Source organism: Streptomyces sp. NPDC049541 (genome assembly GCF_044465725.1).
Taxonomy (GTDB): domain Bacteria; phylum Actinomycetota; class Actinomycetes; order Streptomycetales; family Streptomycetaceae; genus Streptomyces.
This window is the reverse complement of record NZ_JBITLY010000005.1, coordinates 339186-365845: the sequence shown is the minus strand read 5'-3', so window position 1 is coordinate 365845 and position 26660 is coordinate 339186. Positions and strand designations below refer to the sequence as shown.

At 70.5% G+C, this 26660-nt stretch carries 24 protein-coding genes; 11 read left to right on the top strand and 13 right to left on the bottom strand.

Going from position 1 to position 26660, the window contains the following annotated elements; genetic code table 11:
- Position 1 precedes the first annotated feature (1 nt).
- Together ACIBW9_RS21000 and ACIBW9_RS20995 are read right to left on the bottom strand one after the other, a co-directional pair.
- Positions 2–2035 carry a thioredoxin domain-containing protein gene (locus ACIBW9_RS21000; protein WP_398957076.1) on the bottom strand — a complete coding sequence of 678 codons (2034 nt, stop codon included), beginning with the start codon at positions 2033–2035 and terminating at the stop codon, positions 2–4.
- 29 nt (positions 2036–2064) lie between these two features.
- Positions 2065–2772 carry a hypothetical protein gene (locus ACIBW9_RS20995; RefSeq protein ID WP_398957074.1) on the bottom strand — a complete coding sequence of 236 codons (708 nt, stop codon included), beginning with the start codon at positions 2770–2772 and terminating at the stop codon, positions 2065–2067.
- Positions 2773–2964: 192 nt separating this feature from the next.
- On the opposite strand from ACIBW9_RS20995, the gene ACIBW9_RS20990 reads away from it, so the two are divergent.
- Entirely contained in the window at positions 2965–6165 is a 3201-nt protein-coding gene (locus ACIBW9_RS20990) for a tetratricopeptide repeat protein (RefSeq protein ID WP_398957072.1), read from the top strand.
- Between the two features lie 27 nt (positions 6166–6192).
- Here the strand turns inward: ACIBW9_RS20990 and ACIBW9_RS20985 are convergent, their stop codons facing one another.
- Both ACIBW9_RS20985 and mca read right to left on the bottom strand, forming a co-directional pair.
- Positions 6193–6441, bottom strand: a complete 249-nt coding sequence (locus ACIBW9_RS20985) for a hypothetical protein (RefSeq protein ID WP_398957070.1) — start codon at positions 6439–6441, stop codon at positions 6193–6195.
- A complete protein-coding gene (gene mca, locus ACIBW9_RS20980) occupies positions 6434–7315 on the bottom strand; it encodes a mycothiol conjugate amidase Mca (protein WP_398957068.1) in 882 nt (293 codons plus the stop codon). Before mca ends, ACIBW9_RS20985 begins: the two co-directional genes overlap by 8 nt.
- 113 nt (positions 7316–7428) lie before the next feature.
- On the opposite strand from mca, the gene ACIBW9_RS20975 reads away from it, so the two are divergent.
- Entirely contained in the window at positions 7429–7827 is a 399-nt protein-coding gene (locus ACIBW9_RS20975; protein WP_398957066.1) for a DUF4307 domain-containing protein, read from the top strand.
- Between the two features lie 169 nt (positions 7828–7996).
- Entirely contained in the window at positions 7997–8497 is a 501-nt protein-coding gene (gene greA, locus ACIBW9_RS20970) for a transcription elongation factor GreA (RefSeq protein ID WP_030929763.1), read from the top strand.
- Between the two features lie 70 nt (positions 8498–8567).
- Here greA and ACIBW9_RS20965 read toward each other — a convergent pair whose 3' ends face one another.
- The 3 genes from ACIBW9_RS20965 to ilvA form a co-directional block, all read right to left on the bottom strand.
- Entirely contained in the window at positions 8568–9413 is an 846-nt protein-coding gene (locus ACIBW9_RS20965) for an ABC transporter permease (protein ID WP_398957064.1), read from the bottom strand.
- Positions 9410–10420 carry an ATP-binding cassette domain-containing protein gene (locus tag ACIBW9_RS20960; protein WP_398957062.1) on the bottom strand — a complete coding sequence of 337 codons (1011 nt, stop codon included), beginning with the start codon at positions 10418–10420 and terminating at the stop codon, positions 9410–9412. Before ACIBW9_RS20960 ends, ACIBW9_RS20965 begins: the two co-directional genes overlap by 4 nt.
- 197 nt (positions 10421–10617) lie before the next feature.
- Entirely contained in the window at positions 10618–11847 is a 1230-nt protein-coding gene (gene ilvA, locus ACIBW9_RS20955; protein ID WP_398957060.1) for a threonine ammonia-lyase, read from the bottom strand.
- 166 nt (positions 11848–12013) lie between these two features.
- Here ilvA and ACIBW9_RS20950 point away from each other — a divergent pair, with 166 nt between their 5' ends.
- The 3 genes from ACIBW9_RS20950 to ACIBW9_RS20940 all read left to right on the top strand — a co-directional run bounded on the left by ACIBW9_RS20950 (position 12014) and on the right by ACIBW9_RS20940 (position 13446).
- On the top strand, positions 12014–12520 hold the full coding sequence (locus ACIBW9_RS20950) for a MarR family winged helix-turn-helix transcriptional regulator (RefSeq protein WP_389076952.1): 507 nt from the start codon (positions 12014–12016) through the stop codon (positions 12518–12520).
- 148 nt (positions 12521–12668) lie between these two features.
- A complete protein-coding gene (locus ACIBW9_RS20945; RefSeq protein WP_398957058.1) occupies positions 12669–13172 on the top strand; it encodes a sigma factor-like helix-turn-helix DNA-binding protein in 504 nt (167 codons plus the stop codon).
- 25 nt (positions 13173–13197) lie between these two features.
- Positions 13198–13446 (top strand): hypothetical protein, encoded by a 249-nt coding sequence (locus tag ACIBW9_RS20940; protein ID WP_398957056.1) that lies wholly within the window; start codon positions 13198–13200, stop codon positions 13444–13446.
- A gap of 161 nt (positions 13447–13607) precedes the next feature.
- On the opposite strand, the gene ACIBW9_RS20935 is transcribed toward ACIBW9_RS20940, so the two are convergent.
- Positions 13608–14762, bottom strand: a complete 1155-nt coding sequence (locus tag ACIBW9_RS20935) for a cystathionine gamma-synthase (protein WP_344404415.1) — start codon at positions 14760–14762, stop codon at positions 13608–13610.
- Positions 14763–14925: 163 nt separating this feature from the next.
- On the opposite strand from ACIBW9_RS20935, the gene ACIBW9_RS20930 reads away from it, so the two are divergent.
- Positions 14926–16044, top strand: coding sequence for a hypothetical protein (locus ACIBW9_RS20930; RefSeq protein ID WP_398957054.1), 1119 nt, complete (start codon positions 14926–14928; stop codon positions 16042–16044).
- Positions 16045–16074: 30 nt separating this feature from the next.
- On the opposite strand, the gene msrA is transcribed toward ACIBW9_RS20930, so the two are convergent.
- Positions 16075–16587, bottom strand: coding sequence for a peptide-methionine (S)-S-oxide reductase MsrA (gene msrA, locus ACIBW9_RS20925; protein WP_398957051.1), 513 nt, complete (start codon positions 16585–16587; stop codon positions 16075–16077).
- Between the two features lie 169 nt (positions 16588–16756).
- Here msrA and ACIBW9_RS20920 point away from each other — a divergent pair, with 169 nt between their 5' ends.
- From ACIBW9_RS20920 to ACIBW9_RS20910, 3 genes are all read left to right on the top strand, one after another.
- The gene (locus ACIBW9_RS20920; RefSeq protein WP_398957049.1) at positions 16757–17227 is read left to right on the top strand and encodes a hypothetical protein; all 471 of its coding nucleotides are present in this window, start codon (positions 16757–16759) and stop codon (positions 17225–17227) included.
- 559 nt (positions 17228–17786) lie between these two features.
- The gene (locus tag ACIBW9_RS20915) at positions 17787–18893 is read left to right on the top strand and encodes a serine hydrolase domain-containing protein (RefSeq protein ID WP_398957047.1); all 1107 of its coding nucleotides are present in this window, start codon (positions 17787–17789) and stop codon (positions 18891–18893) included.
- 18 nt (positions 18894–18911) lie between these two features.
- Complete coding sequence (locus tag ACIBW9_RS20910) at positions 18912–19661, top strand: hypothetical protein (protein ID WP_398957046.1); 750 nt, start codon at positions 18912–18914, stop codon at positions 19659–19661.
- A 9-nt stretch (positions 19662–19670) separates the two neighbouring features.
- Here the strand turns inward: ACIBW9_RS20910 and ACIBW9_RS20905 are convergent, their stop codons facing one another.
- Both ACIBW9_RS20905 and ACIBW9_RS20900 read right to left on the bottom strand, forming a co-directional pair.
- A complete protein-coding gene (locus tag ACIBW9_RS20905) occupies positions 19671–20054 on the bottom strand; it encodes a VOC family protein (RefSeq protein WP_398957044.1) in 384 nt (127 codons plus the stop codon).
- Positions 20055–20184: 130 nt separating this feature from the next.
- Entirely contained in the window at positions 20185–21225 is a 1041-nt protein-coding gene (locus ACIBW9_RS20900) for an NAD(P)-dependent alcohol dehydrogenase (protein WP_398957042.1), read from the bottom strand.
- 170 nt (positions 21226–21395) lie between these two features.
- Here ACIBW9_RS20900 and ACIBW9_RS20895 point away from each other — a divergent pair, with 170 nt between their 5' ends.
- Positions 21396–22307, top strand: coding sequence for a helix-turn-helix domain-containing protein (locus ACIBW9_RS20895; RefSeq protein ID WP_398957040.1), 912 nt, complete (start codon positions 21396–21398; stop codon positions 22305–22307).
- Positions 22308–22465: 158 nt separating this feature from the next.
- On the opposite strand, the gene ACIBW9_RS20890 is transcribed toward ACIBW9_RS20895, so the two are convergent.
- Both ACIBW9_RS20890 and ACIBW9_RS20885 read right to left on the bottom strand, forming a co-directional pair.
- Positions 22466–23236 (bottom strand): group II truncated hemoglobin, encoded by a 771-nt coding sequence (locus tag ACIBW9_RS20890; protein ID WP_398957038.1) that lies wholly within the window; start codon positions 23234–23236, stop codon positions 22466–22468.
- Between the two features lie 80 nt (positions 23237–23316).
- Positions 23317–26616, bottom strand: a complete 3300-nt coding sequence (locus tag ACIBW9_RS20885) for a S8 family peptidase (protein WP_398957036.1) — start codon at positions 26614–26616, stop codon at positions 23317–23319.
- Positions 26617–26660: the final 44 nt, after the last annotated feature.

Genomic DNA, 26660 nt, shown 5'->3' with positions numbered 1-26660 from the left:
TTCATCTGGTCAGCGCGGTGCGCAACTGGTCCGGATCGGTGGTCGGGGCGTCGCAGGTGAAGTTGCGGCAGACGTAGGCCGCGGGTCGGCCCTGCCGCAGCGGGCGGTCGGCGAGGAGCGGGAACTCATCACTCCCTGGAGTCCCTACGGCCACGACCACGCCCGGGGCGTGGCCGAGAAGTGCCGTGCGGTGCAGGGTCTGCGTGGCGGGGTCGTCGAGCGACGGGCCGACGATCGCGACCTCCCGCGGCCCGTCGAGGAGGGCCTCGGCGACGGCGAGCCCCCAGCCGATGAAGCGCGGCACCCGCGGCCCGAGCGCCTTGACCACGCCCAACGCCCTTTCAGCGGCGGCCCGATGGGGTTCACCACCGGTGTGGGCGGCGTAGCTCAACAGGGCACCCGCGGCGGCGGTCCAGCCGGACGGCGTGGCGTTGTCGGTGGGGTCCTGCGGCCGGCGGATCAGCTGCTCGGCGTCCGCGGCGGTGTCGTAGAGGCTGCCGGACTCCGCGTCGACGAAACGGGCCAGGACATGGTCGAGCAGGAACCCGGCGAACTCGAGCCAGACGCCCTCGCCGGTGACGGACGCAAGCGCGAGGAAGCCCTCGGCGACATCGGCGTAGTCCTCCAGCACCCCCGCGTTGGCGCCGGCCCGGCCGTCCTTGCTGGTACGGGTGAGGCGGGCCTGCTCGTCCAGATGCAGCCGTACGAGGAGATCGGCGGCGCCGACCGCGGCCTCGACCAGATCGGGGCGGTCGAAGTAGGCGCCGGTCTCGGCGAGGGCGGCGACGGCGAGACCGTTCCAGGCGGCGACCACCTTGTCGTCACGGCCGGGGGCGGGGCGCCCGCTCCGCCTGTCGAGCAGTCGCTGACGGATGGAGGCGATCTTCTCGGCGTCGAACAGGCCGTCCTGCTGCGGGAGTTGGAGGACGGACTGGCCGTGCTCGAAGGTGCCTTCCTCGGTGACGCCGAAGTACTGGGCGGCGAGCTCGGCGTCCTCCTCGCCGAGGGCTTCGGTGAGCTGCTGGGGCGTCCACACGTAGTACGCGCCCTCGACGTGCCTGCCCGTGCCGTCGTCGCTGTCGGCGTCGAGGGCGGAGGCGAACCCGCCCTCGGCGGTGCGCAGTTCACGCACCATGAAGTCGGCGGTCTCCAGCGCGACGCGACGGGCGAGCTCCGAACCGGTGGACCGCCACAGGTGCGCGTACACACGGCACAGCAGCGCGTTGTCGTAGAGCATCTTCTCGAAGTGCGGGACGACCCACTCACGGTCGACGGAGTAGCGGGCGAAGCCGCCGCCGAGCTGGTCGTAGATGCCGCCGCGGGCCATGCGCTCGCAGGTGTCCACGGCCATCTGCAGGGCGCCCTCGGCGCCGGTGCGGGCGTGGTGGCGCAGCAGGAACTCGATCACCATGGACGGCGGGAACTTCGGCGCGCCGCCGAAACCGCCGCGCTGCGGGTCGTACTCGCGGGTCAGCCCGAGGAGCGCCTGTGCGAGCTCCTCCTCGCCCGGGACCTGTGCGTCACCGTAGGAGATCTCCCGTCCGGCGAGATCCCGCACGATCTTCCCGGCGACCTCGGCCACCTCGTCCCGCCGGTCGGACCACGCGGAGCTGACGCCCTCCAGGACCTGCCGGAAGGAGGGGCTGCCGTGGCGGGGGGCGGGCGGGAAGTAGGTGCCGAAGTAGAAGGGCTCGGCGTCGGGCGTGAGGAACACGGTCATGGGCCAGCCGCCCTGGCCGGTGGCCGCCTGCACGGCCTCCATGTAGACGGCGTCGACGTCGGGGCGCTCCTCGCGGTCGACCTTGACGCTGACGAAGTGCTCGTTCAGGAAGTCGGCGGTGGCCTGGTCCTCGAAGGACTCGTGGGCCATGACATGGCACCAGTGGCAGCTTGAGTACCCGACGCTCAGCAGGACCGGTTTCCCGCTCTTGCGCGCCTCCTCGAAGGCCTCGGCCGACCACGGCCACCAGTTGACGGGGTTGTCCGCGTGCTGGAGCAGGTAGGGGGACGTCTCGTGAGCCAGTCGGTTCGGCATGAGTCCATCCTGCCGCAGTACTCCGGCCGTCACGCGGCAGGCGTCTCCCAGACGGTGACCTTGAACTTCGCGATACCGCGGTCGTCAGGTGCGGAGACGACACTCAGATAGGCCGTACGCCCCTTGTTCGTCGTCAGGCAGAAACGGCTGCCCCTGGCAGCCTTGCCGGTGTAGGCGCCGCCCTCGGCCACGGCCTCGGCGCACTGGGCCTCGGTGGGCGCGGAGCCGGAAGCGGGCAGAAGGGCGAGCGTGTTGCCGGAATGCGGGGTGTACAGGGTCGGAGCGGGCTGGGACGTACTGACAGTGAGATCCCTGCTCTTGGCGTCGGTGTCCATGACGACAGGTGCGGTCGGGTCCAGGTCGAGGTATCGCGAACCGGCGCTGGTGAGATCGACCTCGAACGTGACGGGGCCATAGAGGACCTTGGCCGCCGCAACGCTCTCCTCGGGCGAGTCGGTGGGCTCTTCCGGTGCGGTGGCCTGCGTCGACGCGGACGACTGCGTGGCGGGCTGCTTCGGCTCCGCGCTCTTGTCGTCCGACGAATCCGAACCGCTCAGCAGGATCGTGACCAGGATTCCCACGACCGGAATGACGATCCCGACGACCCACCAGGCCCAGCGGGGCGGCTGGGAGCCCTGGGGGCTCTGGTCGCCCTGCGGGTCCTGACGGCCCTGGGAGGGACCGTGCGGCGGCTGGCCCGGCTGCGGACCCGTCGGCCCGTTGTTCGCCCCACTCATGTCTCTCCCCCGACCTTCCCTCTCGTGTCGGCGCTCACCATAGCCACAGGCTTCCTGCCCAATTCCCAGGCCTTTCCAAGCAATTCACACACTTGCCGCAAGCTGATCGGGGTCCACACGCCCTCTCGCCCCGACGCGCCGTCCGCAGCACACTTGACCAAGAACGCCGTTGCCGCCGGAGGGGGACGTGACATGCGGGACAGCCATCGGGCGGATGCCGAACGGCTGTTGGCCCGGGCCGTGGAGGAAGAGGTGAGACGCTCCGGCGGGCGCACCGACGGAGCGGTGCTGTTGTCGCGGTCGCGCGGCGCGCTGGACGCGATGGCTCAGACCGCCGCCGAGGAGTACGAGGCCTACACCCGCGCCCTGGACGAGGCGGAGGGCGACCGGCTCACCTTCGGGCAGCGGTACGCGAAGGAGGGCTCCGGGACTCCCCTGCTGGTGGCGGTCGTCGCGGCGGTCGCGGCGGCGCTGGCCGACCTGGCCTTCGGCACGGACACCGGTACGGCGGTGGGGGTGGGCGCGACGGTCGGCGTGGTCGGCGCCGCGGCGACCGTGATCAAGGTGGCCGGTTCCCATCTGCCCGCCGCGCACCACCGGGCCGGCGCCGCGAACCAGCCCGGCGGGCCGGAACAGCTGCGGCTGCAGTGGCTGACGGCACTGGAGGTACGTGGCATACGGCCGTTCCTCGACCAGCAGCGGGTGCGCGCCGCGTCCACCGGCCCGAAGAAGCCGGGACCGCAACTGCGCGGCACCGACAAGAGCGCGGCGGCCCGCGGGCGGAACGTTCTGGCGCAGTCGTTCGCCCAGCTCCCGGAGCCCGTGGGGGTGTTCGCGGGGCGGCGGCAGGAGATGGCGCGGATACGGCAGTGGGTGCAGGCGTCCCGCGCGAGCACGGACACCCGCCCGACGGTGGTGGTCCTGCACGGGGCGCCCGGCAGCGGCCGTACGACCCTTGCGATGCGCGCCACGCACGACCTGAAGGACTACTTCCGCGGCGCCTGTGTGGTCGATCTGCGCGGCGGCAGCCCGGAGGAGCCGCCGCTGTCCACCCGGGACGCCCTGCTGCACCTGCTGAACCGGCTCGGCGCGCCCCGCGAGCAGCTGCTGTTCCGTGAGCGTTCCTCCCCGGAGCAGCAGGTCAAGCGGCTGAGCGAGCTGTACCACCAGCATCTGACGGGCCTGCCGGTCACGGTCGTCCTGGACGACGCCTCGGACCCCGAACAGATCCGTACGCTCGTCCCCGAGCGCTCCGACAGCCTGATCCTGGTCACCGCCCGCGAGCCCCTGGAACTCCCCTCCGACCTGCAGGCCCATGTCCATGAACTGCCGGTCCGGGCGCTGGACGCGGCGGGCGCGGAGGAGTTGCTGGACGCGGCGGCGCAGGACAGCTCCGGGCCGTACGACGCCGATGCGGCGGACCGGATCCGGGAGCTGTGCGGCGGGCTGCCGCTGGCGCTGAGCATCGCCGGTTCGTCGCTGGGCCCGCGCTCGCCGCGACAGCTGGCCACGGATCTGGCGGCGTACGGCCCCGTGGAGCCGATCGAGCGCGTGCTGTGGCTGCGCTACACCGACCAGTCGGAGGCGGCCCGCCGGCTGTTGCGCCGGCTGGCGCTGGCCGGGCGGGCCTCCCTCGGTGCCGCCGCGGCCGCCTCCCTGCTGGCGACGGACGAGACGGAGGCGACCCGGCATCTGGTGGCGCTCTCCCGGGCGGGCCTGATCGACCATGTGCGCGGCAGCCGCTACCGCCTCCACGACCTGGTGCGGGCCTTCGCGCAGGCCCGGCTGCTGGACGAGGAGGAGGCGGGCGAGCGCACGGCCGCGCAGGAGCGTCTGATCGTGAACTACGCCGACCTGGCCGACTCGGTGCTGCGGCTGGTCGACGGCAACATGTCGACCCGCTCGGACCGCTTCAGCCCGCACGGGTTCACCTCCCTGGACGAGGCGCTGCGCTGGCTGGACGACGAGTCGAGCTTCATCACCTCCACACTGCGGCACGCGGAGGGCGTGAACCAGGCGGCGGTGCTGAGCCTGCTGGGTGCGCTGTGCGACTACTGCCTGCTGCGCGGCGACCTCTACCGCCTGGGCGAGATCAGCGAACTGGCGCAGGCCGTCGACCAGGGTCTGCTGGTCCGCTCGGTGCAGTGGCGCACGGGCATCGCGGCCCGTCAGCTGGGAGAGCTGGACAAGGCGCGGACGACACTCACGTCGGTCGTCGACCTGTACATGGAGGCCCACCACGACGCGGGCGCGGCCCGGGCCCTGTGCTCCCTGGGCATCACCCTGCACCACCAGGGCAACCTCACGGAGGCCGCGGCGAAGCTCCGCGAGGCGCTGGAACTGCAGGCGGCCCCCGAACTGGCGACGGACCGCGGCTGGACGATGCACGCCCTGGCCGCGGTGGAACGGGACCGCGGCCATGTACAGGAGGCACTGCGCCTGCTCGCCGAGTCCCTGGTCCTGCACCGCGCCGGCGAGTCCGTGCACGGCGAGGCCTGGGCCCACTTCCAGCTCGGCCAGCTGTCGCTGCGCATGGGCGACGTCCCGCGCGCGGAGTCCGAGCTGAACGCTGCCCTCGACCGCTACGGCCGCACCCGTGACGCCCGCGGCGAGGCCTGGGCCCTCACCCAGCTGGCCCGCGCCCGCCTGGTCGCCGGCGACCCGTCCCAGGCGGTGGACGGCCTGCGGCAGGCGGCCTCCCGGCACCGGGAGAACGAGGACGCCCGCGGCGAGGCCTGGACGGTGTACTACCTGGGCCAGGCCCTGGAGGAGACCGGCAACCTCGACCACGCGGTCCGGGAACTGGAACGCTCCCGCACGATGTTCTCCCGGATGCGCGACGTCTACGGCCTGGCCTGCGCCCGCCACCACTCGGCGAGAGTCACCCGCGACCAGCGCGCCGCCCAGACGGGCTCGCTCAGGAACTCCGGTTTCGCCCGCCAGCTCCTGGTCGACGCCCGGGCCGACTTCCAGCGCATCGGCGTCGCCCACGGCGAGGCATGGACCTGCCTGGAACTCGCGGTCGTGGACGCGGGAAATGCCCGCTGCCAGCAGGCGCTGGCGCTGTGCGACGACGCGGTGGACCTGTTCACCTCGTACGGCGACCAGCGCGGCGCGGACTGGGCGCGCTTCCTGCGCTGCACCCTGCTCCCCTACGCGGCTCCCGGCGGCGTGGAGATCGGCACGGCCGTCGCGCAGGAGGAGCTGGCCCAGCTCTCCCGCACCGGCCATCCCCTGCGGGACCGGAAGCTCGACGAGTACGTGGAGGCGTATCAGCTGCTGCTGGAGCGGGGCGTCAACCTGGAGGAGGGCTGGCAGGCCTGGCGGCTCGGGATGGTGCCGAGCCGGCATGCGCGGGAGGTGATGGGGGTGGCGGTACCGGCCAGTCACTGACCGCCGGCCGCCCCCGCTCCCACCGCGTCAGCTCCGGCGCGCCTCGGAGTCGGCCGAGGACTCAGCGGACCCGGCGTCCGCGTCGCCCGACTCCTTGAACTTCACCTTGCCCATGTGCCGGTTCATCGACTTCATCAGGGCCCACACCGCCAGGGCCATCGCCGCGAAGACGATGAAGCCGAGGACACCGGGGGTGACCTTGTTCTCGTCCACCTCCTTGGCGAGGGGGACGAGGTGCGTCATTGCCAGGCTCACGCTTGCGCTCATGTCAGGCATTGTCGCGGACGCCCGCGAAGAGGTCGTCCTCGGGGAGGGAGGTATCGACGAGGGACTTCGCCAGCTCGTACTCCTCCGTCGGCCAGACCTCCTTCTGGATCTCCATCGGGACCTTGAACCAGCCGCCGTCGGGGTCGATCTGCGTGGCGTGCGCGATCAGCGCCTTGTCGCGGATCTCGAAGAACTCGGCGCACGGAATGTGCGTGGTCAGCGTGCGCTCGACGCGCTCGAACTCGCTCCAGCGCTTGAGCCAGTCCCCGTACGGCGACTCCAGGCCGCGGTCCAGCATCGCGTTGTGCAGCGCCTCGGTGCGGGGGCGGTTGAAGCCCTGGTTGTAGTAGAGCTTGAGGGGCTGGTAGAGGGGGCCGAACTCGGACTCCGGGTACTTCTCGGTGTCCGCCGCGCCCTCGAACGCCACCATCGAGATCTTGTGGGTCATGATGTGGTCGGGGTGCGGATAGCCGCCGTTCTCGTCATAGGTGGTGATCACCTGGGGACGGAAGGAACGGATCTGCTTCACCAGCTCGCCGGCCGCCTTGTCGACGTCCTCCAGGGCGAAGCAGCCCTCGGGCAGCGGCGGCAGTGGATCGCCCTCGGGCAGACCGGAGTCGACGAAGCCGAGCCACTCCTGCTTGACGCCGAGGATCTCGCGGGCCTCGTCCATCTCCTTCTTGCGTACCTCGTGGATGTGCTCCTCGATGTACTTGTCGCCCTGCAGCTTGGGGTTGAGGATGGAGCCGCGCTCCCCGCCCGTGCAGGTCACGACCAGCACGTCCACCCCCTCGGACACGTACTTCGCCATGGTGGCCGCGCCCTTGCTCGACTCGTCGTCGGGGTGGGCGTGCACGGCCATCAGTCGCAGCTGGTCAGTCAAGACTCAATCCTCGGTAAGTCGGCGCCCGGTGTGAACCGGCGCGATCGGCGGCTTCTATAGTGACCGAATCCGGGGGAGAAAAATTCCGAGGTCCGGTTTCGGAGAGGACGATCATGAGTACGGCGAGCACGCGGCTGCCCGAGGGCCGCTACGGCCGCTCCTCGGACGAGCGCGCCGACCGCAAGCTCAAGATCGCCGGGGCTGTCCTCGGGACCCTGCTGCTGGTGCTGATCGGTTACTTCGCCTACCACTACGTCGCCGAGAACAAGATCAGCGCCGAGGTGATCACCTTCGATGCGCAGAAGGACTCGGTGAAGGTGCATCTGGAGGTCCGCAAGGACGCCGACACCTCCGGCTACTGCACCATCCGCTCCCAGTCGAAGGACGGGGCCGAGGTGGGCCGGGCCGACTTCCGCTTCGGCGGCCACGCCACCCGCATCGACCGGGTCGTCACGCTGCGTACGACCTCCGAGGGCACCACGGCGGAACTGCTCGGCTGCCACGCCGACTGACCTCAGCCGGAAATACACAAGGCGTGACCTGCATTGATGCAATTCTGATGGCTTATGTCCTCCCCCTTCAGCCGCTGAATTGTTAGGCTCGTGGTTTCGCCCATCCGTGAAGGACCATTCTTCTGGGTAGGGCGATGCTTTGTATTCCCAGTACCTACGAGGAGCACCTGTGACCCAGACCAGCGAGAACGTCACCTGGCTGACCCAGGAGGCGTACAACCAGCTCAAGGCCGAGCTGGAGTACCTGTCTGGTCCTGCGCGCACGGAGATCGCCGCCAAGATCGCGGCAGCGCGCGAGGAGGGCGACCTGCGTGAGAACGGCGGGTACCACGCGGCCAAGGAAGAGCAGGGCAAGCAGGAGCTCCGTGTGCGCCAGCTGACCCAGCTCCTGGAGAACGCCAAGGTCGGCGAGGCCCCGGCGTCGGCGGACGGCGCCGTGGCCCCCGGCATGGTCGTGACGATCGCCTTCGACGGCGACGAGGACGACACGATGACCTTCCTGCTCGCCTCGCGCGAGTACGCGAGCTCGGACATCGAGACGTACTCGCCGCAGTCCCCGCTGGGTTCCGGCGTGATCGGCCACAAGGTCGGCGAGGACGCGGAGTACGAGCTGCCGAACGGCAAGAAGGCCTCGGTGACGATCCTGAAGGCCGAGCCCTACACCGGCTGATCCGCCGACCTGCATGTCCTTCGGTGCCCCCGGCGTCCTGGTGACGCCGGGGGCGCCTTCGTTCCGTCCGTCACGCCGTCGCCGAGCGGTACTTGCGCACCGCCAGCGTCCTGAATATGACGACGATCAGGACCGAGTAGATCAACGAGGCCCACACGGGGTGTGCCATCGGCCAGGCGTCCGAGGGCGAGACGCCGGGGTTGCCGAAGAGCTTGCGGCAGGCCTGGACGGTCGCGCTGAACGGGTTCCACTCGGCGATGTGACGCAGCCAGGGGGTCATACGGCTGGAGTCCACGAACGCGTTCGAGATGAACGTGACGGGGAACAGCCAGATCAGACCGCCGGAGGTGGCCGCCTCGGGCGTGCGCACGGACAGGCCGATGACCGCGCCGATCCAGGTGAACGCGTAGCCGGTCAGGAGCAGCAGGCCGAAGGCTCCGAGCACCTCGCCGATGTTGGTGTGGGTGCGCCATCCGACCAGCAGGGCGACCATGGCCAGCACGAACAGCGTGAGCGCCGTCTGCACCAGGTCGGCGAGCGTCCGTCCGGTCAGCACCGCGCCGCGGGCCATGGGCAGCGAGCGGAAACGGTCGATGAGTCCCTTGTGCATGTCGTCGGCGATGCCCGCCCCGGCGCCCGCGGTGGCGAAGGTGACCGTCTGGGCGAAGATGCCGGCCATCAGGAACTCGCGGTAGACCTGGGAGTCCGTGGTGCCGCCGATGTTCATGGAACCGCCGAACACATAGCTGAACAGCACCACGAACATGATCGGCTGGATGAGGCCGAAGATGACCATTTCGGGGATCCGGGACATGCGGATCAGATTGCGTTTGGCAACGACCAGCGAGTCGCGGATCGACTGGCTGACCGGGTTCGCGGGCGGCGCGACCCGCGCGGTGTCGGCGACGGCGCTCACTTGACTGCCTCCTTCTTCTGCTTGCGGTCCTTGGTCTCCGCCGGCGTGCCGTTCTCCTCGTCCTTGACCTCTGCCACGTGTCCGGTCAGGGACAGGAAGACGTCGTCGAGGGTGGGGCGGCGCAGGCCGATGTCGTCTATCTCGATGCCGCGGGTGTCGAGCTCCCGGATGACCTCGGCGAGCAGCTTCGCGCCGCCGGTGACGGGCACGGTGAGCTTGCGGGTGTGCTCCTCGACGGTGAGCTCGCCCTTGCCGAAGCCGGTGAGGACCTCGCCGGCGGTCGACATGTGCTCGCGCTCGTGCACCACGACCTCGACGCGCTCGCCGCCGGTGCGGGCCTTGAGCTGGTCGGAGGTGCCGCGGGCGATGACATGGCCGTGGTCGACGACCACGATGTCATGCGCGAGGTGGTCGGCCTCCTCCAGGTACTGGGTGGTGAGCAGCAGGGTCGTGCCGCCGGAGACGAGCTGTTTGATGACCTCCCACAGCAGCTGGCGGTTGCGGGGGTCGAGGCCGGTCGTCGGCTCGTCCATGAACATCACGGGCGGCGAGACGACCAGGGCCGCCGCCAGGTCGAGCCGGCGGCGCATGCCGCCGGAGTACGTCTTCGCGGGCCGGTCGGCGGCCTCCGCGAGGTCGAACTGGTCCAGCAGCTCCCCGGCCCTGGCCTTGGCGGCCCTGGCCTTCATCTGGTACAGCTGGCCGACCATCTGCAGGTTCTCGCGGCCGGTCAGATACTCGTCGACCGCGGCGAACTGGCCGGACAGGCCGATGGAGCGCCGCACCTCGTTGGGCTGCTTGAGGACGTCGAGGCCGGCCACGACCGCCCTGCCGCTGTCGGGGCGCAGCAGAGTGGTCAGGCAGCGGACCGTCGTCGTCTTGCCCGCGCCGTTCGGCCCGAGCAGGCCCAGCACGGTGCCCTCGGGGACATCGAGGTCGACGCCGTCCAGAGCCCTTACGTCGCCGAAGGTCTTGACCAGGCCTTCGGCATAGATGGCGCCTGGCATATGAGTCTCCACGTCGTCGGGGATGCTTCGGAAAGTCTTGGTTTGCGCACGTTGCTCCGCCTGTCGGGTGGCGTGACAGGCGGCTGTCACGACCCACACCGTAACGCGATGTATCGCGTCTCTCAACGCATTTACTCGATCGAATGGCGAAGAGCTCCTGACCTGGTGTTTCTGCTCGGCCCGGGTCGCAGGGCGGCTCAGTCGATGACCGTGTAGCCCGCCTCGCGCAGTGCCCGGCCGACCTCGGCGCAGTGCTCCCGCCCCTTGGTCTCCAGGTGCAGTTCGACCTCCGCCTCCGTGAGTCCGAGCCGAGGGTCGGTCCGTACGTGACTCACATCGAGGACGTTAGCGTCCACCACTGACAACACCCCGAGAAGCGTCGCAAGAGCCCCCGGCCGGTCCGTCAGCCGCAGCCGTACGGCCAGGTAGCGGCCCTGCGCCGCCATGCCGTGGCGCAGGACGCGCTGCATCAGCAGGGGGTCGACGTTCCCGCCGGACAGCACCCCCACCACCGGGCCCTCGAAGGCTCCCGGCTCGCTCAGCAGCGCCGCCACCGGGCTGGCACCGGCCGGTTCGACGACCAGCTTGGCCCGCTCCAGGCACAGCAGCAGCGCGGTGGACAGGGCGTCCTCGGAGACCGTGCGGACCTCGTCGACCAGCTCGCGGACGATCTCGAACGGCACGTCGCCGGGCCGCCCGACCTTGATGCCGTCGGCCATGGTCGCCGGGTGCTCGACCGACACCGGGCGCCCGGCCGCGAGCGAGGGCGGGTACGCCGCCGCGCCCTCCGCCTGCACGCCCACGATCCGTACGTCCGGCCGCAGCGCCTTCACCGCGATCGCGATACCGGCCGCGAGGCCTCCGCCGCCGATGCCGACGACGACGGTGCGCACCTCCGGGCACTGCTCGAGGATCTCCAGCCCGACCGTGCCCTGGCCCGCGATGATGTCCGGGTGGTCGAAGGGGTGGATGAAGACCGCGCCGGTCTCGGCCGCGTACGCCTGCGCGGCGGCCAGCGTCTCGTCTACCACCTGCCCGTGCAGGCGCACCTCGGCGCCGTACTCGCGGGTGGCGCTGATCTTCGGCAGCGGGGCGCCCTTCGGCATGAACACCGTCGCCCGCACGCCGAGCAGCGAGGACGCCAGCGCGACGCCCTGCGCGTGGTTGCCGGCGCTCGCCGCCACCACCCCGGCAGCCCGCTCCTCGGGCAGCAGCCCCGCGATCCGGACGTAGGCGCCGCGCAACTTGAACGACCCCGTGCGCTGAAGGTTCTCGCACTTGAAGTGCACCGGCGCGCCCACCAGCTGGGACAGATGCCTGCTGCCCTCCATCGCCGTCACCCGCGCCACGCCCGAGAGCATCTTCTGGGCGCCCCGCACGTCGTCGAGGGTCACGGGCCGAAAGGAGTCAGCCGTGCTGTAGCTCATGACTCAAGCATCGCAGTTCACAGGCGCGCACGGTCGCTGTGACCAACGTCCGAGACTGGTTTGCGCAGCGCCGGTACGGCTTGCCCCCCGGCCGCGTACTCTGTCCCCCATTCCAGCCAGCCCCCCTTCATGAAGTGAGCCTCCGGCCATGCCCACAACACCCGAAATGTCGATGGACATGACGACCGTCGGTGACACCGGTCTCCTCGACACGCTGCAGCACGAGGTGGCGGTCTTCGCGCGCCGTGCCGAACAGACCCGGCTCGGCGGCGTCGGGCAGGTGCGCAACTCCATGGACCGCGCCGCATACCTGCTGCTCAACCGCCTCGACAAGGAAGGCCCCATGGGCGTCAAGGCGCTCGCGGCGAGCATGGGCATCGACTCCTCGACGGTCACCCGGCAGGTGGCTCCGCTCGTGGACACCGGGCTCGTCAAGCGCACCTCGCACCCCGAGGACGGGCGCGCGGTGGTGCTCCAGCTGTCCCCGCGCGGCCAGTCACGGCTGGAGGAAGTGCGCTCCTCGAGGCGTCAGTTGATGGCCGAGCTGACACACGACTGGGCGCCGGAGGAGCGTGAGGCGTTCTGCACGCTCCTGACGCGCTTCAACACCGCTCTGTCCTCCCGGATGGCGGCCCAGGGGGTGCCGGCGCCGGAGGCGTCGTCGGCCTCGTAGCCGCCCTCGGCACGCGCGCGTGCCGCGCGGCTCTTGACCGAAAGGCCACCCCTGGCCTCAGATGAGACCGGGCCCCGTCGTACGCGGTCGCGCACCCCGTACGCGGTCGGGTCCGTTCGGTCAGGGTCGCGTCAGGGCGGGAGGCGCGGTGCGACAGCGGCAGGTGTTCCAAAGTGCCCGCCGGGCCCGGGAGTTCGAGGCGTTCGTCGCGGGCGCGGCAGGGCGGCTGCTGCATGCCGCCACGCTGCTCACGGCGGAGGCCCCCGACGACAACCCGCGCGCGCGGCGCCTGCTGACGCTGGCCCTCGCGCACACGTACGCGTGCTGGGACCGGCTGCGCGGGGAGGACCCGTACGACCGCACCCGCCAGTACCTGGCGAGCCGCTTCGCGCGCGGCGCCTGGCACCAGTACGGCGGTCTCGGGCGGGGCCGCCCGCATCCCGGCAGTCCGCTGGCCCTGCTGGCACCGCAGGAGCGTCTGATCCTGGTCCTCAGGCTGTACGAGGGGGTCGGAGAGGAGCAGACGGCGGCGCTGCTCGGCCTGCCGACGGAACGCGTCCGGGCGATCTGCGACCGGGCCACGGCGACGCTGCTGCATCCGCCGCGCCGCCCGGCACCGGCGGTCGGCGGGGCGAAGGTGGCGCCGTCATGAGGCCCGCCGACGGAGGGGGACGCGCATGAACCGGGCCGAGCGCGAGGCCGCCGCACGGCGGATCATGGAGCAGGCGCCGCCGCCGGTGCCGCCGGACCTGTACGGGGAGGTCGTGCGGCGCGGTGCCCGCAGCCTGCGCCGCAGGACGCTCGCCCGCCGTCTGATGTGGCTGCTGCTGTGCGCCGCGAGTGTGGCGTTCCTGGTGTGGGCCATGACGGCCCGTCCGTGGGTGGAGCCGCCCTCGCAGACGACTCCCCCGTACACGGGCTGGTGATGCGGTTGCACGGGCGGGTGACGCGGTCGGTCGACTGACGTCCGGGCCGGGCGATGTCCGCGAGGGTTCGGCCGCGCCCTGTAGGGGCGCGGGGAACGGCGCGACAAGCCACGACGGCGCCGCAGACGAACCACGGCACCCCAGCCCTTCCCGCGGAGCGACTAGCCGAGCGCCTGCTGCAGGTCCTCCAGGAGGTCGTCGACGTTCTCGATGCCGACGGAGAGGCGTACGAGATCGGCGGGCACCTCCAGGGCCGAGCCGGCCACGGACGCGTGGGTCATCCGCCCCGGGTGCTCGATCAGCGACTCGACGCCGCCCAGGGACTCGCCGAGCGTGAACACCTTGGCGCGGTTGCAGACCTCGACGGCCGCCTCCTCGCCGCCCTCGACCCGGAAGGAGACCATGCCGCCGAAGGACCGCATCTGCTTGGCGGCGACCTCGTGACCGGGGTGGTCGGGCAGGCCCGGGTAGAGAACGCGCGTCACGCGTGCGTGCCGGGTGAGCATGTCGGCGACCTTGCCGGCGTTCTCGCTGTGCCGGTCCATGCGCACGGACAGCGTCTTCGCGCCGCGCAGCACCAGCCAGGAGTCGAAGGGGCCGGCGACCGCGCCCATCGCGTTCTGGTGGTACGCGAGCTCCTCACCGAGCGCCTCGTCGGCGACGACCAGCGCACCGCCGACGACGTCGGAGTGACCGCCCATGTACTTGGTCAGCGAGTGCACGACGACGTCCGCGCCGAGCGCCAGCGGCTGCTGCAGGTACGGCGTGGCGAAGGTGTTGTCGACGACGAGCTTCGCGCCCGTGTCCCGGGCGATCTGGGCGACCGCCGCGATGTCGGTGATGCCGAGCAGCGGGTTGGAGGGGGTCTCCACCCACACGGCCTTGGTCTTCGGGGTGATGGCGGCCCGTACGGACGACGGATCGCTGGTGTCGGCGACCGACCACTCCACCCCCCACCGGGCGACTACCTTCGCGAACAGACGGAACGTGCCGCCGTACGCGTCGTTGGGGATGACCACGTGGTCGCCGGGGCTGAGCAGCGTACGCAACAGGCAGTCCTCGGCCGCCAGTCCGGACGCGAACGCGAGGCCGCGACGGCCGCCCTCGAGGGCTGCGAGGTTCTCTTCCAGGGCGGTCCTGGTGGGGTTGGCGCTGCGGCTGTACTCGTAGCCGCCGCGCAGACCGCCGACGCCGTCCTGCTTGTAGGTCGAGACCTGGTAGATCGGCGGGACGACCGCGCCGGTGAGGGGATCGGCGGTGTTGCCCGCGTGGATCGCGAGGGTCTCGAAGTGCTGACTGATGTGCCTGTCGCTCATGGGCACCGAGGGTAGTGCGCTCGCGGGGCGCGCGCCGGGCGGCGGGGCGCGGAAGGCCGCACTGCCGGGTTTTCCCTCGGTTTCCGGCGCCGGGTTCAGGGAGTTTTCCACAGGTCGCCGACCGGGTTCGCCAATTGTCACCGGCGTCTGGAACGCTTGAGTCATGGAATTTCTCTGGGTCCTGATCGCCGCCGTCATGCTGGGCTTCGTGCTGCTCCCCGTCCTGCGGCGCAGGCGGGGCATGATCGAGCAGGTCCCGGCCGGCCACCCGGACGCCGCGGACCCCGCGAACTACGGATTCGTGCGGGAGGAGGAGCTGGACGTCCGCATGCCCGGCCCCGACCAGGACCTGCTCGACGTCCTGGACCTGGTACAGCGCACGCAGGACCACCGTGCGGCCTCCCAGCTGCTGGCCGGCACGGAGGCGGAGGGCGAGCTGCGCTGGCAGCGCGTGCAGGCCTTCGCGGGTGCCGCGTCGCTGGAGCTGCAGCAGCGGCCCGGCGGGGTCAGCGAGACCCCGGGCGGTCAGTGGCTCAGGGTGTGGCGGGCCGAGCAGCCCAAGGACGCGGGCGGCGCCGCGGTGCACGCGGAGTTCCTGGTCCAGCAGGCGTGGCGGACGTCGACGCCGGGCACGGACGAGTTCCGGATCATCATGGAGGAGGCGAAGGCGGCGTGCGGCGATGCGGCGCTGCTCGCCCCCGGTGACCCGGTCCCGTACATCATCGAGCTGTCGGTGGCCCGCGGGCTGGCCTACTCGCAGCCGGAGTTCGAGCAGCTGTGGCTGCGGATCCTGGACCGCGCCCCGGCCCACATGGGCGCCCACCTGGCCGCCCTGCACTACTGGTGCGAGAAGTGGCACGGCTCGCGCGAGCTGGCGAACTCCTTCGCGGAGGCGGCAGCCGCGCGCGCACCGCAGGGTTCCCTCCTCGCCGCGATGCCCCTGTTCGCGGTCTTCGAGCACCTGCCCGAGGTGAACCTGGTCAGCAGCTTCTACCAGAGCGAGACCGTGACGAAGGCGATCCACGGGGCGCTGCACGCCGTCCACTCGGCCCGCCCCGACGACCCGATGCTCGCGCACGTACGCCACCTGCTGGTCTTCTTCCTGGTGCGCGCGGAGCGCTGGGCGGAGGCCATGAACCAGCTCATACACATCGACGGCCATGTCGGCGCCCTGCCCTGGACCCTGTCCGCCGACCCGGCGGCCGAGTTCGCGGTCTACCGGGCGCTGGCGGTGGCGGGCTACGAGGCGAACGGCGGCAGCCCGGCGACGCTGCCGCACTGAGGCTGCCGCACTGAGCAGGCGACGGGCTGGTCAGCCCTGCGTGCGGGCGGGCAGCCGCCATCCCGGGCGGGGGAAGTGGCAGGTGTAGCCGTCCGGGTAGCGCTGCAGGTAGTCCTGGTGCTCGGGCTCGGCCTCCCAGAAGGGGCCGACCGGCTCCACCTCGGTGACCACCTTGCCCGGCCACAGGCCGGAGGCGTCCACGTCCGCGATCGTCTCCTCGGCGATCCGCTTCTGCTCGTCGTCCACGTAGTAGATCGCCGAGCGGTAGCTCAGGCCGATGTCGTTGCCCTGGCGGTTCTTGGTGCTCGGGTCGTGGATCTGGAAGAAGAACTCCAGGAGCGCGCGGTAGTCGGTCTTCTCGGGGTCGAAGAGGATCTCGATGGCCTCCGCGTGCGTGCCGTGGTTGCGGTACGTCGCGTTCGGCACGTCACCCCCGGTGTATCCCACCCGGGTCGCCGTCACGCCCGGAAGCCGGCGGATCAGCTCTTCCATCCCCCAGAAGCATCCGCCCGCCAGCACGGCCCTCTGCGTCTGCGCAGCCATTGCAGTCCTCCCATATCGGTCAGCTCGGTCACTCGGGCGACGCTGCTCACGCACCATCGGCATCCCGTGCCCACCCCCCTCAACGCGCGAGGGTCCCAGCCGATTCCGGGCCGCACCTCGGGGGGAAACCGGTCGCCGCGCGGGGCGACCGTCCCCCACGCTGCACGCCATGGAAGATCCACAGCGCGGCATCCGTGCGGTCCACACAGAGTCCACGATCACCGTCTACCAGGCCTACCCACCGGAGATCGGCGGGCCCGCGGCCCGCGCGGGAGTACTCGACCACGGAATCGGGATCCCGGCGCCTTACGCCTTCGGTTACCGCAACGACGCCGGCGTTGTGCCGCCGCAGATCAGCCAGCTGAGCGTCTGCCCACTGCTGGTACTCACGCTGGTACGACGCCAGCTGCTGCTGTCTTTGCCCCTCCGCGGCCTGGGCAGCATGCCAGTCCCGCTCGAAGCGCGCCTGTGCTTCGGCCTGAGCCTGGGCCCGGCGACTCGCAGTCCAACCGCTCTGCGTTTGGTAGTGATTGAGATCCGGCATGGGAACGGGCCGCGCCAATGGTCCTGGATCAAAGGGCTGGACCTCTTCAGGCCGCATGAGAGAGGAAGCCCTGAAAGCCGGAGCCTGGCACCCTGAGGCGAGAAGACCTTGCAGCGACGCCACCTGTGCGTCCAGTTCCGCTGTGCGGCGTTGTGCCTCTGCTTGCCTGTACTCACGGTGGCTCTGGGCGGCTCGCCGTTGGTAGGCACGTGCCTGTTGTTCCTGCTGCCTCCGCTGTCTGGCTTCAGCCTCCTGCTGGCGCTGTTGCTGCCGTTGCATCTCAGCCCAGACGCCGACAAAACCACTGGAGCGACGACTCATGTGCTGCAGGCCCTCCCCAGGACATTGGCAGCCGAAAGGCACTTTGGTTGTCCCCGCAACCAGTTGTGACGAGACGACTCTATCCAGCAATCACCGTCTCGGACATCCACTCGTCAAAGGCGACCAGATCGAGCCGTCCCCGCAGGTCAACGTGACTGTACGTTGACCAAGGCCGCTCCGGACCGCAGTGCGGCGGAACCGGGGTCGAAGCCTGGGAGCTGCTTCCGCGGGAGCAGCCGTACCCCGCGGGGGACGAACTCCTGGCCCGTCTGCGGCCGTCGGCTGCCGTAAATTCGGTTGCCGCGTCGCGTGCCGATGCGGGCTAATGCCACCCATGGCTGACATCCAGGGCTCGTACGACGGTCTGTTCACCGCGGTGCCCAACCGGCTGGCGCAGTTGCTGGACACCGGGGACGCGGGCGGCTCGGTGGCCGTCTTCGTGGACGGCGAGCCGGTGGTGGACGTGTGGGGCGGCTTCGCCGACGCCGAGCGCACCGTGCCGTGGGAGCGGGACACGATCGTCAACGTCTTCTCCGTCACCAAGACCATGACGGCGCTGTGCGCGCTCGTCCTGGCCGACCGCGGCGAGCTCGACCTGGACGCACCCGTGGCCCGGTACTGGCCGGAGTTCGCCGCGGCGGGCAAGGAGCGGGTCCTGGTCCGGCATCTGCTCTCGCACACCGCCGGTCTGCCCGACTGGGACGGGCCGGTCGAGGAGATCTACGACTGGCCGTCCGCCACGGCACGGCTCGTCGCGCAGGCCCCGCAGTGGGAGCCGGGCGGCGCGGCCGGGTACCACTCGCTCACCCAGGGGTTCCTCGTGGGCGAGGTGGTGTGGCGGATCAGCGGGCGCAGCGTGGGCGAGTTCTTCGCGGACGAGATCGCCGGGCCGCTGGGAGCCGACTTCCACATCGGGCTGGCCGCCGAGCACGACCGGCGCGTCGCGCTCACGGTGCCGCCACCGGGACGGGACGAGGAGTACACCGCGAGCGCGCCCGGCCGGGGCTCGACGCCCGCCGCCGGGACCGCCATCCGGGTCCGCGACGGCAACAGCGTGGCCTGGCGCCGTGCCCAGATCCCCGCGGCCAGCGGATTCGGCAACGCCCGCTCGGTCGCGCTCGTGCAGTCGGCGATGGCCTGCGCAGGGACGGTGCGCGGAGTGCGGTTGCTGTCGCGGGCGGGGTGCGAGCGCGCCTGGGAGGAGCAGTTCAGCGGTGACGACCGGGTGCTGGGCATGCCGGTGCGCTGGGGGCTGGGCTACGGGCTCTTCGGCAACACCTACGGGTGGGGCGGCTGGGGCGGGTCGATGGTGATGATCGAACCCGAGTCCCGGATGGTGGTGGCGTACGTGACCAACCAGATGCACGAACCCGCCGAGGACAACCGGGGGTTGGAGATCGTCATGTCCGCCTACGACGGTCTCGTGGGACTGCGGGCCTGACCGGCGGACGGGGAGAGAGTGGGGGCACTGATGGGCAGCGGGGGCAGCCGTACGTTCCTGATCGGGGGCGGCTGGGACGCGACGGCCGCGCACGCCGTCTACGGGCCGTTCCTGCGGGCGGCGACCGGGCCGCGCATCGGCTGCGTCGTGCTCGACGAGGGGGACGGCAGCGAGCAGTTCGGTCGGTACGAGGCCGTGCTGCGGAAGGTCGCCGACTGCAGCCCTGTACCGCTGCTGGTGCCGCTCGGCGCGGAGTTCGACCCGGACCGCCTCCAGGATCTGCACGGGCTTGTGGTCTGTGGCGGGCTGACCCCCGCGTATCAGGACGCGTTCGCCGGGTGCCTGGACCGACTGCGGTCCGCTCTCGCCGAGTTCGGCATCCCGTACGCCGGTTTCTCCGCCGGGGCGGCGGTCGCCGCGCGGCACGCTCTCGTCGGAGGGTGGCTCGACGACGGCGTACCCGTGTGCCACGAGGACACCGCCGAGGACCTGGAGGAGATCGAAGTGCGGCCCGGGCTCGGACTGGTGCCCTTCTCCGTGGAGGTGCACGCCGCGCAGTGGGGGACACTGCCGCGCATGATCGCCGCGGTCGCAGGGCACGGACTCCCGCAGGGCGTCGCGATCGACGAGAACACGCTCGTGGAGGTCGGCCCGGACGGACGCGCCCGGGTCTCGGGGCTCGGACGCGCACACCGCGTGCAACCGTCCACCGACGGGGGCGTCCTCGTGCGGTCCTACGGAGCCGGCGAGTTCCTTCCCGCGGGGTGAAGCGGCAGTTCAGCTCCCGCTGCCGTACGGCCTGGTGATGATCTCCAGGTTGTGGCCGTTGGGGTCGTCGAAGTACGCGCCCCGCCCGCCGTCGTTGTGGTTGATCTCGCCGCGGCGGTGGTGGTACGGATCCGCCCAGTAGGTCAGCCCGGCGTCCCGGATACGGCCGAAGATGGTGTCGAAGTCGTCCTCGGACACCAGGAACGCGTAGTGCTGGGGCGTGATCTCGCCGTCCGTCTCCATGTAGTCGAGGGTCACGCCGTTCGGGATCTGGACGGGGATGAAGGGACCGAACGGCGGGCTGGGCTCCAGCCCCAGGATGTCGGCGAGGAACTGGGCCGACGCCTTCTTGTCATGGGCGGCGACGATGGTGTGGTTCAGCTGCACGTTCATCGTGTGGGCCTCCTCACGCCCAAGATACTCCGAGCAGCGAAAGGCCCCGGCGTCGCCTTCCGCGCCGGGGCCCTGCTTGTCAGGCCTGTCAGACCTCTAAGACCATGCCAGACCTGTCAGACCTGACCTGTCAGATCGTCGCCGTGTCGATCACGAAGCGGTAGCGGACGTCGCTCGCCACCACCCGCTCGTACGCCTCGTTGATCTGGTCCGCGCTGATCACCTCGATCTCGGCGCCGAAGCCGTGCTCGGCGCAGAAGTCGAGCATCTCCTGGGTCTCGGCGATACCGCCGATCATGGAGCCGGCGAGGGTCTTGCGGCCGGCGATCACCGAGAAGAGGTTGAGGGCGATCGGCTCCTCGGGGGCGCCGACGTTCACCAGTGCGCCGTCCCGCTTCAGCAGCGACAGGAACGCACCGAAGTCGAGCGGGGCCGAGACCGTGGAGAGGATCAGGTCGAAGGAGCCCTGCAGGTCCTTGAAGGTCTGCTCGTCGCTGGTCGCGTAGTAGTGGTCGGCGCCCAGCTTCAGGCCGTCGTCCTTCTTGCGCAGGGACTGCGAGAGGACCGTGACCTCGGCGCCGAGGGCGTGGGCGATCTTGACGCCCATGTGGCCGAGGCCGCCCATGCCGAGGATCGCGACCTTCTTGCCGGGGCCGGCGTTCCAGTGCTTCAGCGGGGAGTAGGTGGTGATGCCGGCGCACAGCAGCGGCGCGGCCACGTCCAGCGACAGGGCGTCGGGGATGCGGACGACGAAGTTCTCGTCGACGACGACCTTCTGCGAGTAGCCGCCGTAGGTGGGCTCGCCGTCCTTGCCGATCGAGTTGTACGTGCCGACGTTGCCGCCGGTGCAGTACTGCTCCTCGCCGGCCTTGCAGCTCTCGCACTGACGGCAGGAGTCGACCAGGCAGCCGACGCCCACCCGGTCGCCGACCCGGTACTTGGTGACGCCCGCGCCGACCTCGGAGACGATGCCCGCGATCTCGTGACCCGGGACCATCGGGAAGATCGCCTCGCCCCAGCCCTCCCGCGCCTGGTGGATGTCGGAGTGGCAGATACCGGCGAACTTGATGTCGATCAGGACGTCGAACTCACCGACCTCGCGGCGCTCGATGGTGGTGCGCTCCAGCGGAGCCTTCGCGGCGGGGGCGGCGTAAGCGGCAACAGTGGTCATGCCGGGGGTCTCCTAGCGGTGGTTACGCGCCCGGCTGCCTTCCGACCGGGCATGTCGTTCAGCATGCCGAAGCGCGGGGCCTTCACCCAGCCCACGCTTCTGCGTACGTCCGCTGTGCCTACCACTGGTGGGGTCAGGATGGTGTGCGTACGACAGTGAATACTTGAGGCATGGACCAACAGCCCCGTCCCGTGTCCGAGCCCGCGGGGGCGCTGGACCGGCGTGCCGAGCTCAGCGAGTTCCTGCGCACCCGGCGCGCCCGGCTGAAACCGGAGGACGTGGGGCTGCCGGACTTCGGCCGGCACCGGCGGGTGCCCGGGCTGCGCCGCGAGGAGCTGGCGCAGCTGGCGGGCGTCTCGGTGGCGTACTACACGCGCCTGGAGCAGGGCAACGGGCGGAACGTGTCGGCGGAGGTGCTCGACGCCATCGCGCGGGCGCTGCGGCTGACCGACGCGGAGCACAACCACCTCACGCATCTTGCGAAGCCGAAGCAGCACAAGAAGAAGCCGGCGGCGCGGTCTCAGCAGGTGCGCAGGTCGCTGCGGCAGCTGCTGGACACGATGGACTCGGTGCCGGCGTACATCGGTGGCCGCTACTCGGACATTCTCGCCTGGAACCGGATGGCCGCGGCCGTCTTCGGCGACTGGGGGGAGCTGGCGCCGCCGGAGCGGAACTGGGCCCGGCTGGTGTTCCTGAACCCGGCATACCGCGAGCTGTTCGTGGCGTGGGAGGAGAAGGCGTCCGACGTCGTCGCCCTGCTGCGCATGCAGGCGGGCTGCTACCCGGACGATCCGCGGCTGTCCGCCCTGGTCGGCGAACTCTCCGTCAAGAGCGAGGAGTTCCGGCGGCTGTGGGCCATGCACGACGTCAAGGAGAAGAGCCACGGCGTCAAGCACCTGCACCACCCGCTGGTCGGCGACCTGATGCTGAACTACGAGTCGTTCCCCGTGACCGACGGCAGCGATCAGGCCCTGCTCGTCTACCACGCGGAACCCGGCTCGCCCTCGGCGGAGGCGTTGCGGCTGCTGGCCAGCTGGGGGGCGGACGCCACGCGGGCGGGGCAGTCGGCGACGTCTTCCTGAGCCGTGGCCGGCGGTTGGCGCGCCCTGCTGGGGGCTGCCGCCCCCAGACCCCGCTTTCGGCCTGAACCGCCTCGTCCTCAAACTCCCCCGCTCTCGGCTTCGCTCGAGCGGGGGGACCCCCATGACGGGCTGGTTTCACCGACCGCCGCTGAAGGACGTCACCCCCGGTACGGCGGCATCGCCCCCCACGTCCACCGCGGCACCGGCTGCTCCGCCGGCGGCTTTGCGTCGGGGCCGGAGAAGTACACCGCCAGCCTGGTCCCCCACTCCACATACGCCAAGAACGCCGACCGGAACTCGGCATCCGTCGGGAGTCCCGCCTCGTCCGCCGCGTCCTGGATCAGATTCACCCAGCGGCGGCGCTGTGGCTCGGTGATGTGCTTGCCGAGATGCTTGGCGACCATGTGGCCGTGGCCGCCCTGGGTGAGGGAGTAGGTGGCGGGGCCGCCGAAGACCTCGCCGAGCCAGACAGCCACGTGTTCGGCGTGGTCGGGGGCGAGATCGGCGAAGAGCGGGGCGAGGAGGTCGTCCTTCAGGACCTTGTCGTAGAAGACCGACGTCAGACGGGTGAAGGCGGCGGCGCCCCCGGCCCAGTCGTACAGCGTCGGCACCGAGGAGCCCGTACCGCGTACCGTCGTCGGCTTGTAGTGGCGCATCTCCTCGATGTTGCCGACGTACGGGCGGATCTCCGCGAGGAAGTCGGGGAACAGGTCCGAGCTGCGGAAGCCCTCCAGGTGGTCCTCGGTCGACGTCCAGGTGATGCGCAGGACGTAGTGCTCGAAGTCCTCCTCGCAGCGCGCGAGTTCGTAGTCCACGCACTGCGGTGCCGCGGCCAGCCGGCCCGCGGCCCGGGTGTAGGCGGCGAGGAACTCCGCCGAGTGGTCTTCCGGGATGCGGTAGCGGATGTACTCGACGGTCTGTGTGGTCATGCACCCACGGAAACACGGACCGTCCGCCGGAAGCTGTACTTCCGGCGGGCGGTCCGCTCAGCGCTCAGCGAACCTGCGGCTCACTTGGCGTAGTACGCGTTGTAGATCGAGATCGTCGACTTGTTGTTCTGCTTGTCGGTGATCTTGGCGTGGAAGGAGATGGCCTTGCCCTTCTCCGGGTTCTTCACCTTGATCTTGCCGCCGACGACGTCGAGCTTCGTCCAGGTCTGGCCGTAGTCGTACGACACGTACACCGACAGCGACTTGAGGTTGCTGCCCTTGGCTGCGCCCTCGACGGTGACCGGGATCGTCACCGTCTTGCCGGCCTCCACCTTGTTGTCCAGGCCGGTGGCCGCGTTGAAGCGGACCATGGACGCGGGCAGGGTGGCCACGTCGGAGGTCTTCTTCGAGCGGAACGTCCAGCTCGCGTCGATGCGCGTGGAGGCCTCGGCGACCAGCACGCTGCGCTTCACGGACGTCGTCAGCTTGTACTCGGCCTCGCCGGACGGGACCTTGAACTCCCTGCCGAAGAGCGGGTCGTCGTTGGAGCCGACCTTGGTGCCGTTGCGGTAGAGGGTCGTGGCGACCGCGGTGAGGTCCGAGGAGCCGGCGTGGCCCGCCCCGTCGGCGAACAGCGGCAGGGAGCCGTAGATGCTGTTGCCCTCGCGGAAGAGCCCGAAGTCCTTGTTCAGATGCGGGCCGAAGACCGCTGTGTTGAAGGTCTTCGTGTACTTCTGGCCCGCCTTGAAGGTCTGCGGGTAGCCGAGCGTGTAGGACGCCTCCGGGATCGGGATGCCGTTCGCGTCATGGCCCTTGATCTGAAGGAAGTCCCACGTCCACTGGATCTTGTCGGAGGTCGACAGGTACAGCGTGCGTACTCCCGGCAGCTTCTGCTCGACGCCGTTCACGAAGACGGCGTCGTCCGGGAACACCCCGACGGGCTCCAGGGCACCGGTCTTGCCGGGGACTCCCGAACCGAGGTTGTTCTTCACCGTGGCGAGCTCGCTCGCCTTGAAGTGGCGGACCTTGTCGCCCTGGATCTTCTTGACCTTGGCGGTGGTGGCCACGTCGTACTCGGCGTCGTCCCCCTTGGTCCACTGGCCGTTCCACGTCTGGCTCAGGCCCGAGACCTCGCCGCCCAGCGGCGCCATGCGTATGTCGGCGAAGGACTTCGCGTCGAAGCTGCCACCGCCGCCCGCGGGGTCATAGCTGTAGTTGATCGTCGCCAACTGCTGCTTCGCCTGCGCGTCCGGCACCGTGATGTCGGCCGCCCTGGTCCTGCGGGCGTCGATCGTCACCGTGGTGTTCTTGGTGACGCTCAGCTTCGGCTGGACCAGCCAGTCGAGGCCGCCCTCGAAGTGCACGAGGTCCTTCGCGATCCAGGCGTCCAGCAGGTAGTCGCCCTTGGGCAGCCGCATCGTCGTCGTACCGGAGTCCGAGACGGTCACCGGGTACGCACGGTCCTCGGCCAGGCCCGAGTAACCGGACAGGATGTCGTTGTAGTTCCCGGTCGGCTGCCCGTCCCGCCCGATGTGCTTGAACGTGACGCTGTACGACTGGATCTCGCGCTGTACGCCCGCTGCGGTGCGCACGGTCTGGCCGCCGCCCGTCGCCGTCACATACGCGGAGTACGCGCCGTCGAGCGTGCCGCCCAGCTTGGTGTTGACCGTCAGGTTGACGGAGGCCTTGCCGCCCGCCGGGACGGTCACCTTCGTCGCGCCGAGCTTGAAGAAGCCCGCGGGGGCCGCCCGGCCCTTGGGGTTCGTGGCGGCGGCGGACAGGTTGAGCGTGATGTCCTTCGTACCGAAGTTGCGGTACGTCAGCTTCTTGGTGACCGGCTTGTCGTCGCTGTGCGGCCACTGCTGCACACCGAAGCTCACCGACACCGGGTCGGCGATCACCGTCTGCTTGATGGCCTTGTCGACGGCGATACGGCCCGCGCCCTGCTGGAACGCCGTGTACTTGCCGCCCTTCGCGGAGCCCGTCAGCGCGCCCTTGAGCTCGGAGAACTTCCAGTCCGGGTGCTCCTGCTTCAGGATCGCCGCCGCACCCGCCACATGCGGGGTCGCCATCGACGTACCCGAGAGGGTCAGATAGCCGGGCGGGTTCTCGCCGAGCTCCTGGTCGATGACGCTGCCCTTGGCCGCGGCCGCCGTGATGTCCACGCCGGGCGCGGTGACGTCCGGCTTGATGGCGCCGTCGAAGGTCGGGCCGGTCGAGGAGAAGTCGGCCAGCTTGTCGTGGTCGTCGACCGCGCCGACGGTGAGGGCGTCCTCGGCGCTGCCGGGCGAACCGACCGACTCGGGGCCGGAGTTGCCCGCGGCGATCGCGAAGAGGATGCCCTTCTGCTCGGACAGCTTGTTGACCTCGGCCTCGAGCGGGTCGATGCCGGGCGCGTCCCGGCTGCCGAGGCTGATGTTGACGACGTCGGCGCCCTGCGCGGCCGCCCACTCCATGCCGGCGAGGATGGAGGAGTCGTCACCGGAGCCGGTGTCGTCGAGGACCTTGCCGTTGAGGATCTTCGCGCCGGGCGCGACACCCTTGTACTTGCCGCCCGACTTGGCGCCGGTGCCCGCCGCGATGGACGCGACGTGCGTGCCGTGCCCGAAGTGGTCGGTGGCGTCGGCGGCCGTGGAGAAGTTCTTGGACTCGATGACCTGGGTCGCCAGGTCAGGGTGGGTGGCGTCGACACCGGTGTCCAGTACGGCGATCTTGACGCCCTTGCCGTCGTAGCCGGCGGCCCATGCCTTCGGTGCGCCGATCTGCGGGACGGACTTGTCGAGGCTGGCCTTGCGGGTGCCGTCGAGCCAGACGTGCGCGATGCCCGAGGCGGCCCTGCCGCCGTTGGTGACGGCGTCCCAGAGTTCGGGAGTTTCCTTCTGCGGGGTCTGAACGGCGTCGGCATTCAGGGACTTGAGGGTCCTGCGGAGGGTGCCCGCGTCACGGACGTCGGCCTTCGCGGTGGTCGCCGTGCCCTGGTAGCCGACGATGACCTTCAGGCCCTTGGCCTGGGACGTGCGGGTCGCGGACTTGTTGAGCTCGGTGATGTCGAACAGCCGCTGGTCCAGCTTGCCGGTGGCGACCAGCCGGGCCGCGTCCGCCGGTACGACGAGCGTGTGCCCGCCTGCCTTGCGGAACTGAACGGGTATGTGCTCGCGCCCCTTCGCCCGCTCCAGGCCGACGACCCGGCCCTTGGAGTCGACGACCACGCGGTCGCCGGTGATCAGGGTGATGCGGTGCTTGGACGTGAACTGAGTCTGCGGAGCAGCCGCCGACTGCTCCGGCTTCGCGGACGCCGGGCTGGTCATGCCCGCCGCAAGGGCCACGGCCGCCGCCGTGGCAACGGTCGCCGCGCACGCTCTTTTCACTTGTCTGCGCAAGTCTCCCCCTGGAGATGAAGTACCGGGTGGTTTCCCCTGTCACC

Bases quoted from the DNA above. Each gene is read 5' to 3' on its own strand.
- ACIBW9_RS20995 (WP_398957074.1), bottom strand. From the start codon at position 2,772: ATGAGTGGGGCGAACAACGGGCCGACGGGTCCGCAGCCGGGCCAGCCG.
- ACIBW9_RS20915 (WP_398957047.1), top strand. From the start codon at position 17,787: ATGGCTGACATCCAGGGCTCGTACGACGGTCTGTTCACCGCGGTGCCC.
- ACIBW9_RS20960 (WP_398957062.1), bottom strand. From the start codon at position 10,420: ATGCCAGGCGCCATCTATGCCGAAGGCCTGGTCAAGACCTTCGGCGAC.
- ACIBW9_RS20985 (WP_398957070.1), bottom strand. From the start codon at position 6,441: ATGCCTGACATGAGCGCAAGCGTGAGCCTGGCAATGACGCACCTCGTC.
- ACIBW9_RS20890 (WP_398957038.1), bottom strand. From the start codon at position 23,236: ATGACCACACAGACCGTCGAGTACATCCGCTACCGCATCCCGGAAGAC.
- ACIBW9_RS20990 (WP_398957072.1), top strand. From the start codon at position 2,965: ATGCGGGACAGCCATCGGGCGGATGCCGAACGGCTGTTGGCCCGGGCC.
- ACIBW9_RS20930 (WP_398957054.1), top strand. From the start codon at position 14,926: ATGGAATTTCTCTGGGTCCTGATCGCCGCCGTCATGCTGGGCTTCGTG.
- ACIBW9_RS20940 (WP_398957056.1), top strand. From the start codon at position 13,198: ATGAACCGGGCCGAGCGCGAGGCCGCCGCACGGCGGATCATGGAGCAG.
- ACIBW9_RS20905 (WP_398957044.1), bottom strand. From the start codon at position 20,054: ATGAACGTGCAGCTGAACCACACCATCGTCGCCGCCCATGACAAGAAG.
- ilvA (WP_398957060.1), bottom strand. From the start codon at position 11,847: ATGAGCTACAGCACGGCTGACTCCTTTCGGCCCGTGACCCTCGACGAC.
- ACIBW9_RS21000 (WP_398957076.1), bottom strand. From the start codon at position 2,035: ATGCCGAACCGACTGGCTCACGAGACGTCCCCCTACCTGCTCCAGCAC.
- ACIBW9_RS20900 (WP_398957042.1), bottom strand. From the start codon at position 21,225: ATGACCACTGTTGCCGCTTACGCCGCCCCCGCCGCGAAGGCTCCGCTG.
- ACIBW9_RS20950 (WP_389076952.1), top strand. From the start codon at position 12,014: ATGTCGATGGACATGACGACCGTCGGTGACACCGGTCTCCTCGACACG.
- msrA (WP_398957051.1), bottom strand. From the start codon at position 16,587: ATGGCTGCGCAGACGCAGAGGGCCGTGCTGGCGGGCGGATGCTTCTGG.
- ACIBW9_RS20975 (WP_398957066.1), top strand. From the start codon at position 7,429: ATGAGTACGGCGAGCACGCGGCTGCCCGAGGGCCGCTACGGCCGCTCC.
- ACIBW9_RS20895 (WP_398957040.1), top strand. From the start codon at position 21,396: ATGGACCAACAGCCCCGTCCCGTGTCCGAGCCCGCGGGGGCGCTGGAC.
- ACIBW9_RS20935 (WP_344404415.1), bottom strand. From the start codon at position 14,762: ATGAGCGACAGGCACATCAGTCAGCACTTCGAGACCCTCGCGATCCAC.
- ACIBW9_RS20920 (WP_398957049.1), top strand. From the start codon at position 16,757: ATGGAAGATCCACAGCGCGGCATCCGTGCGGTCCACACAGAGTCCACG.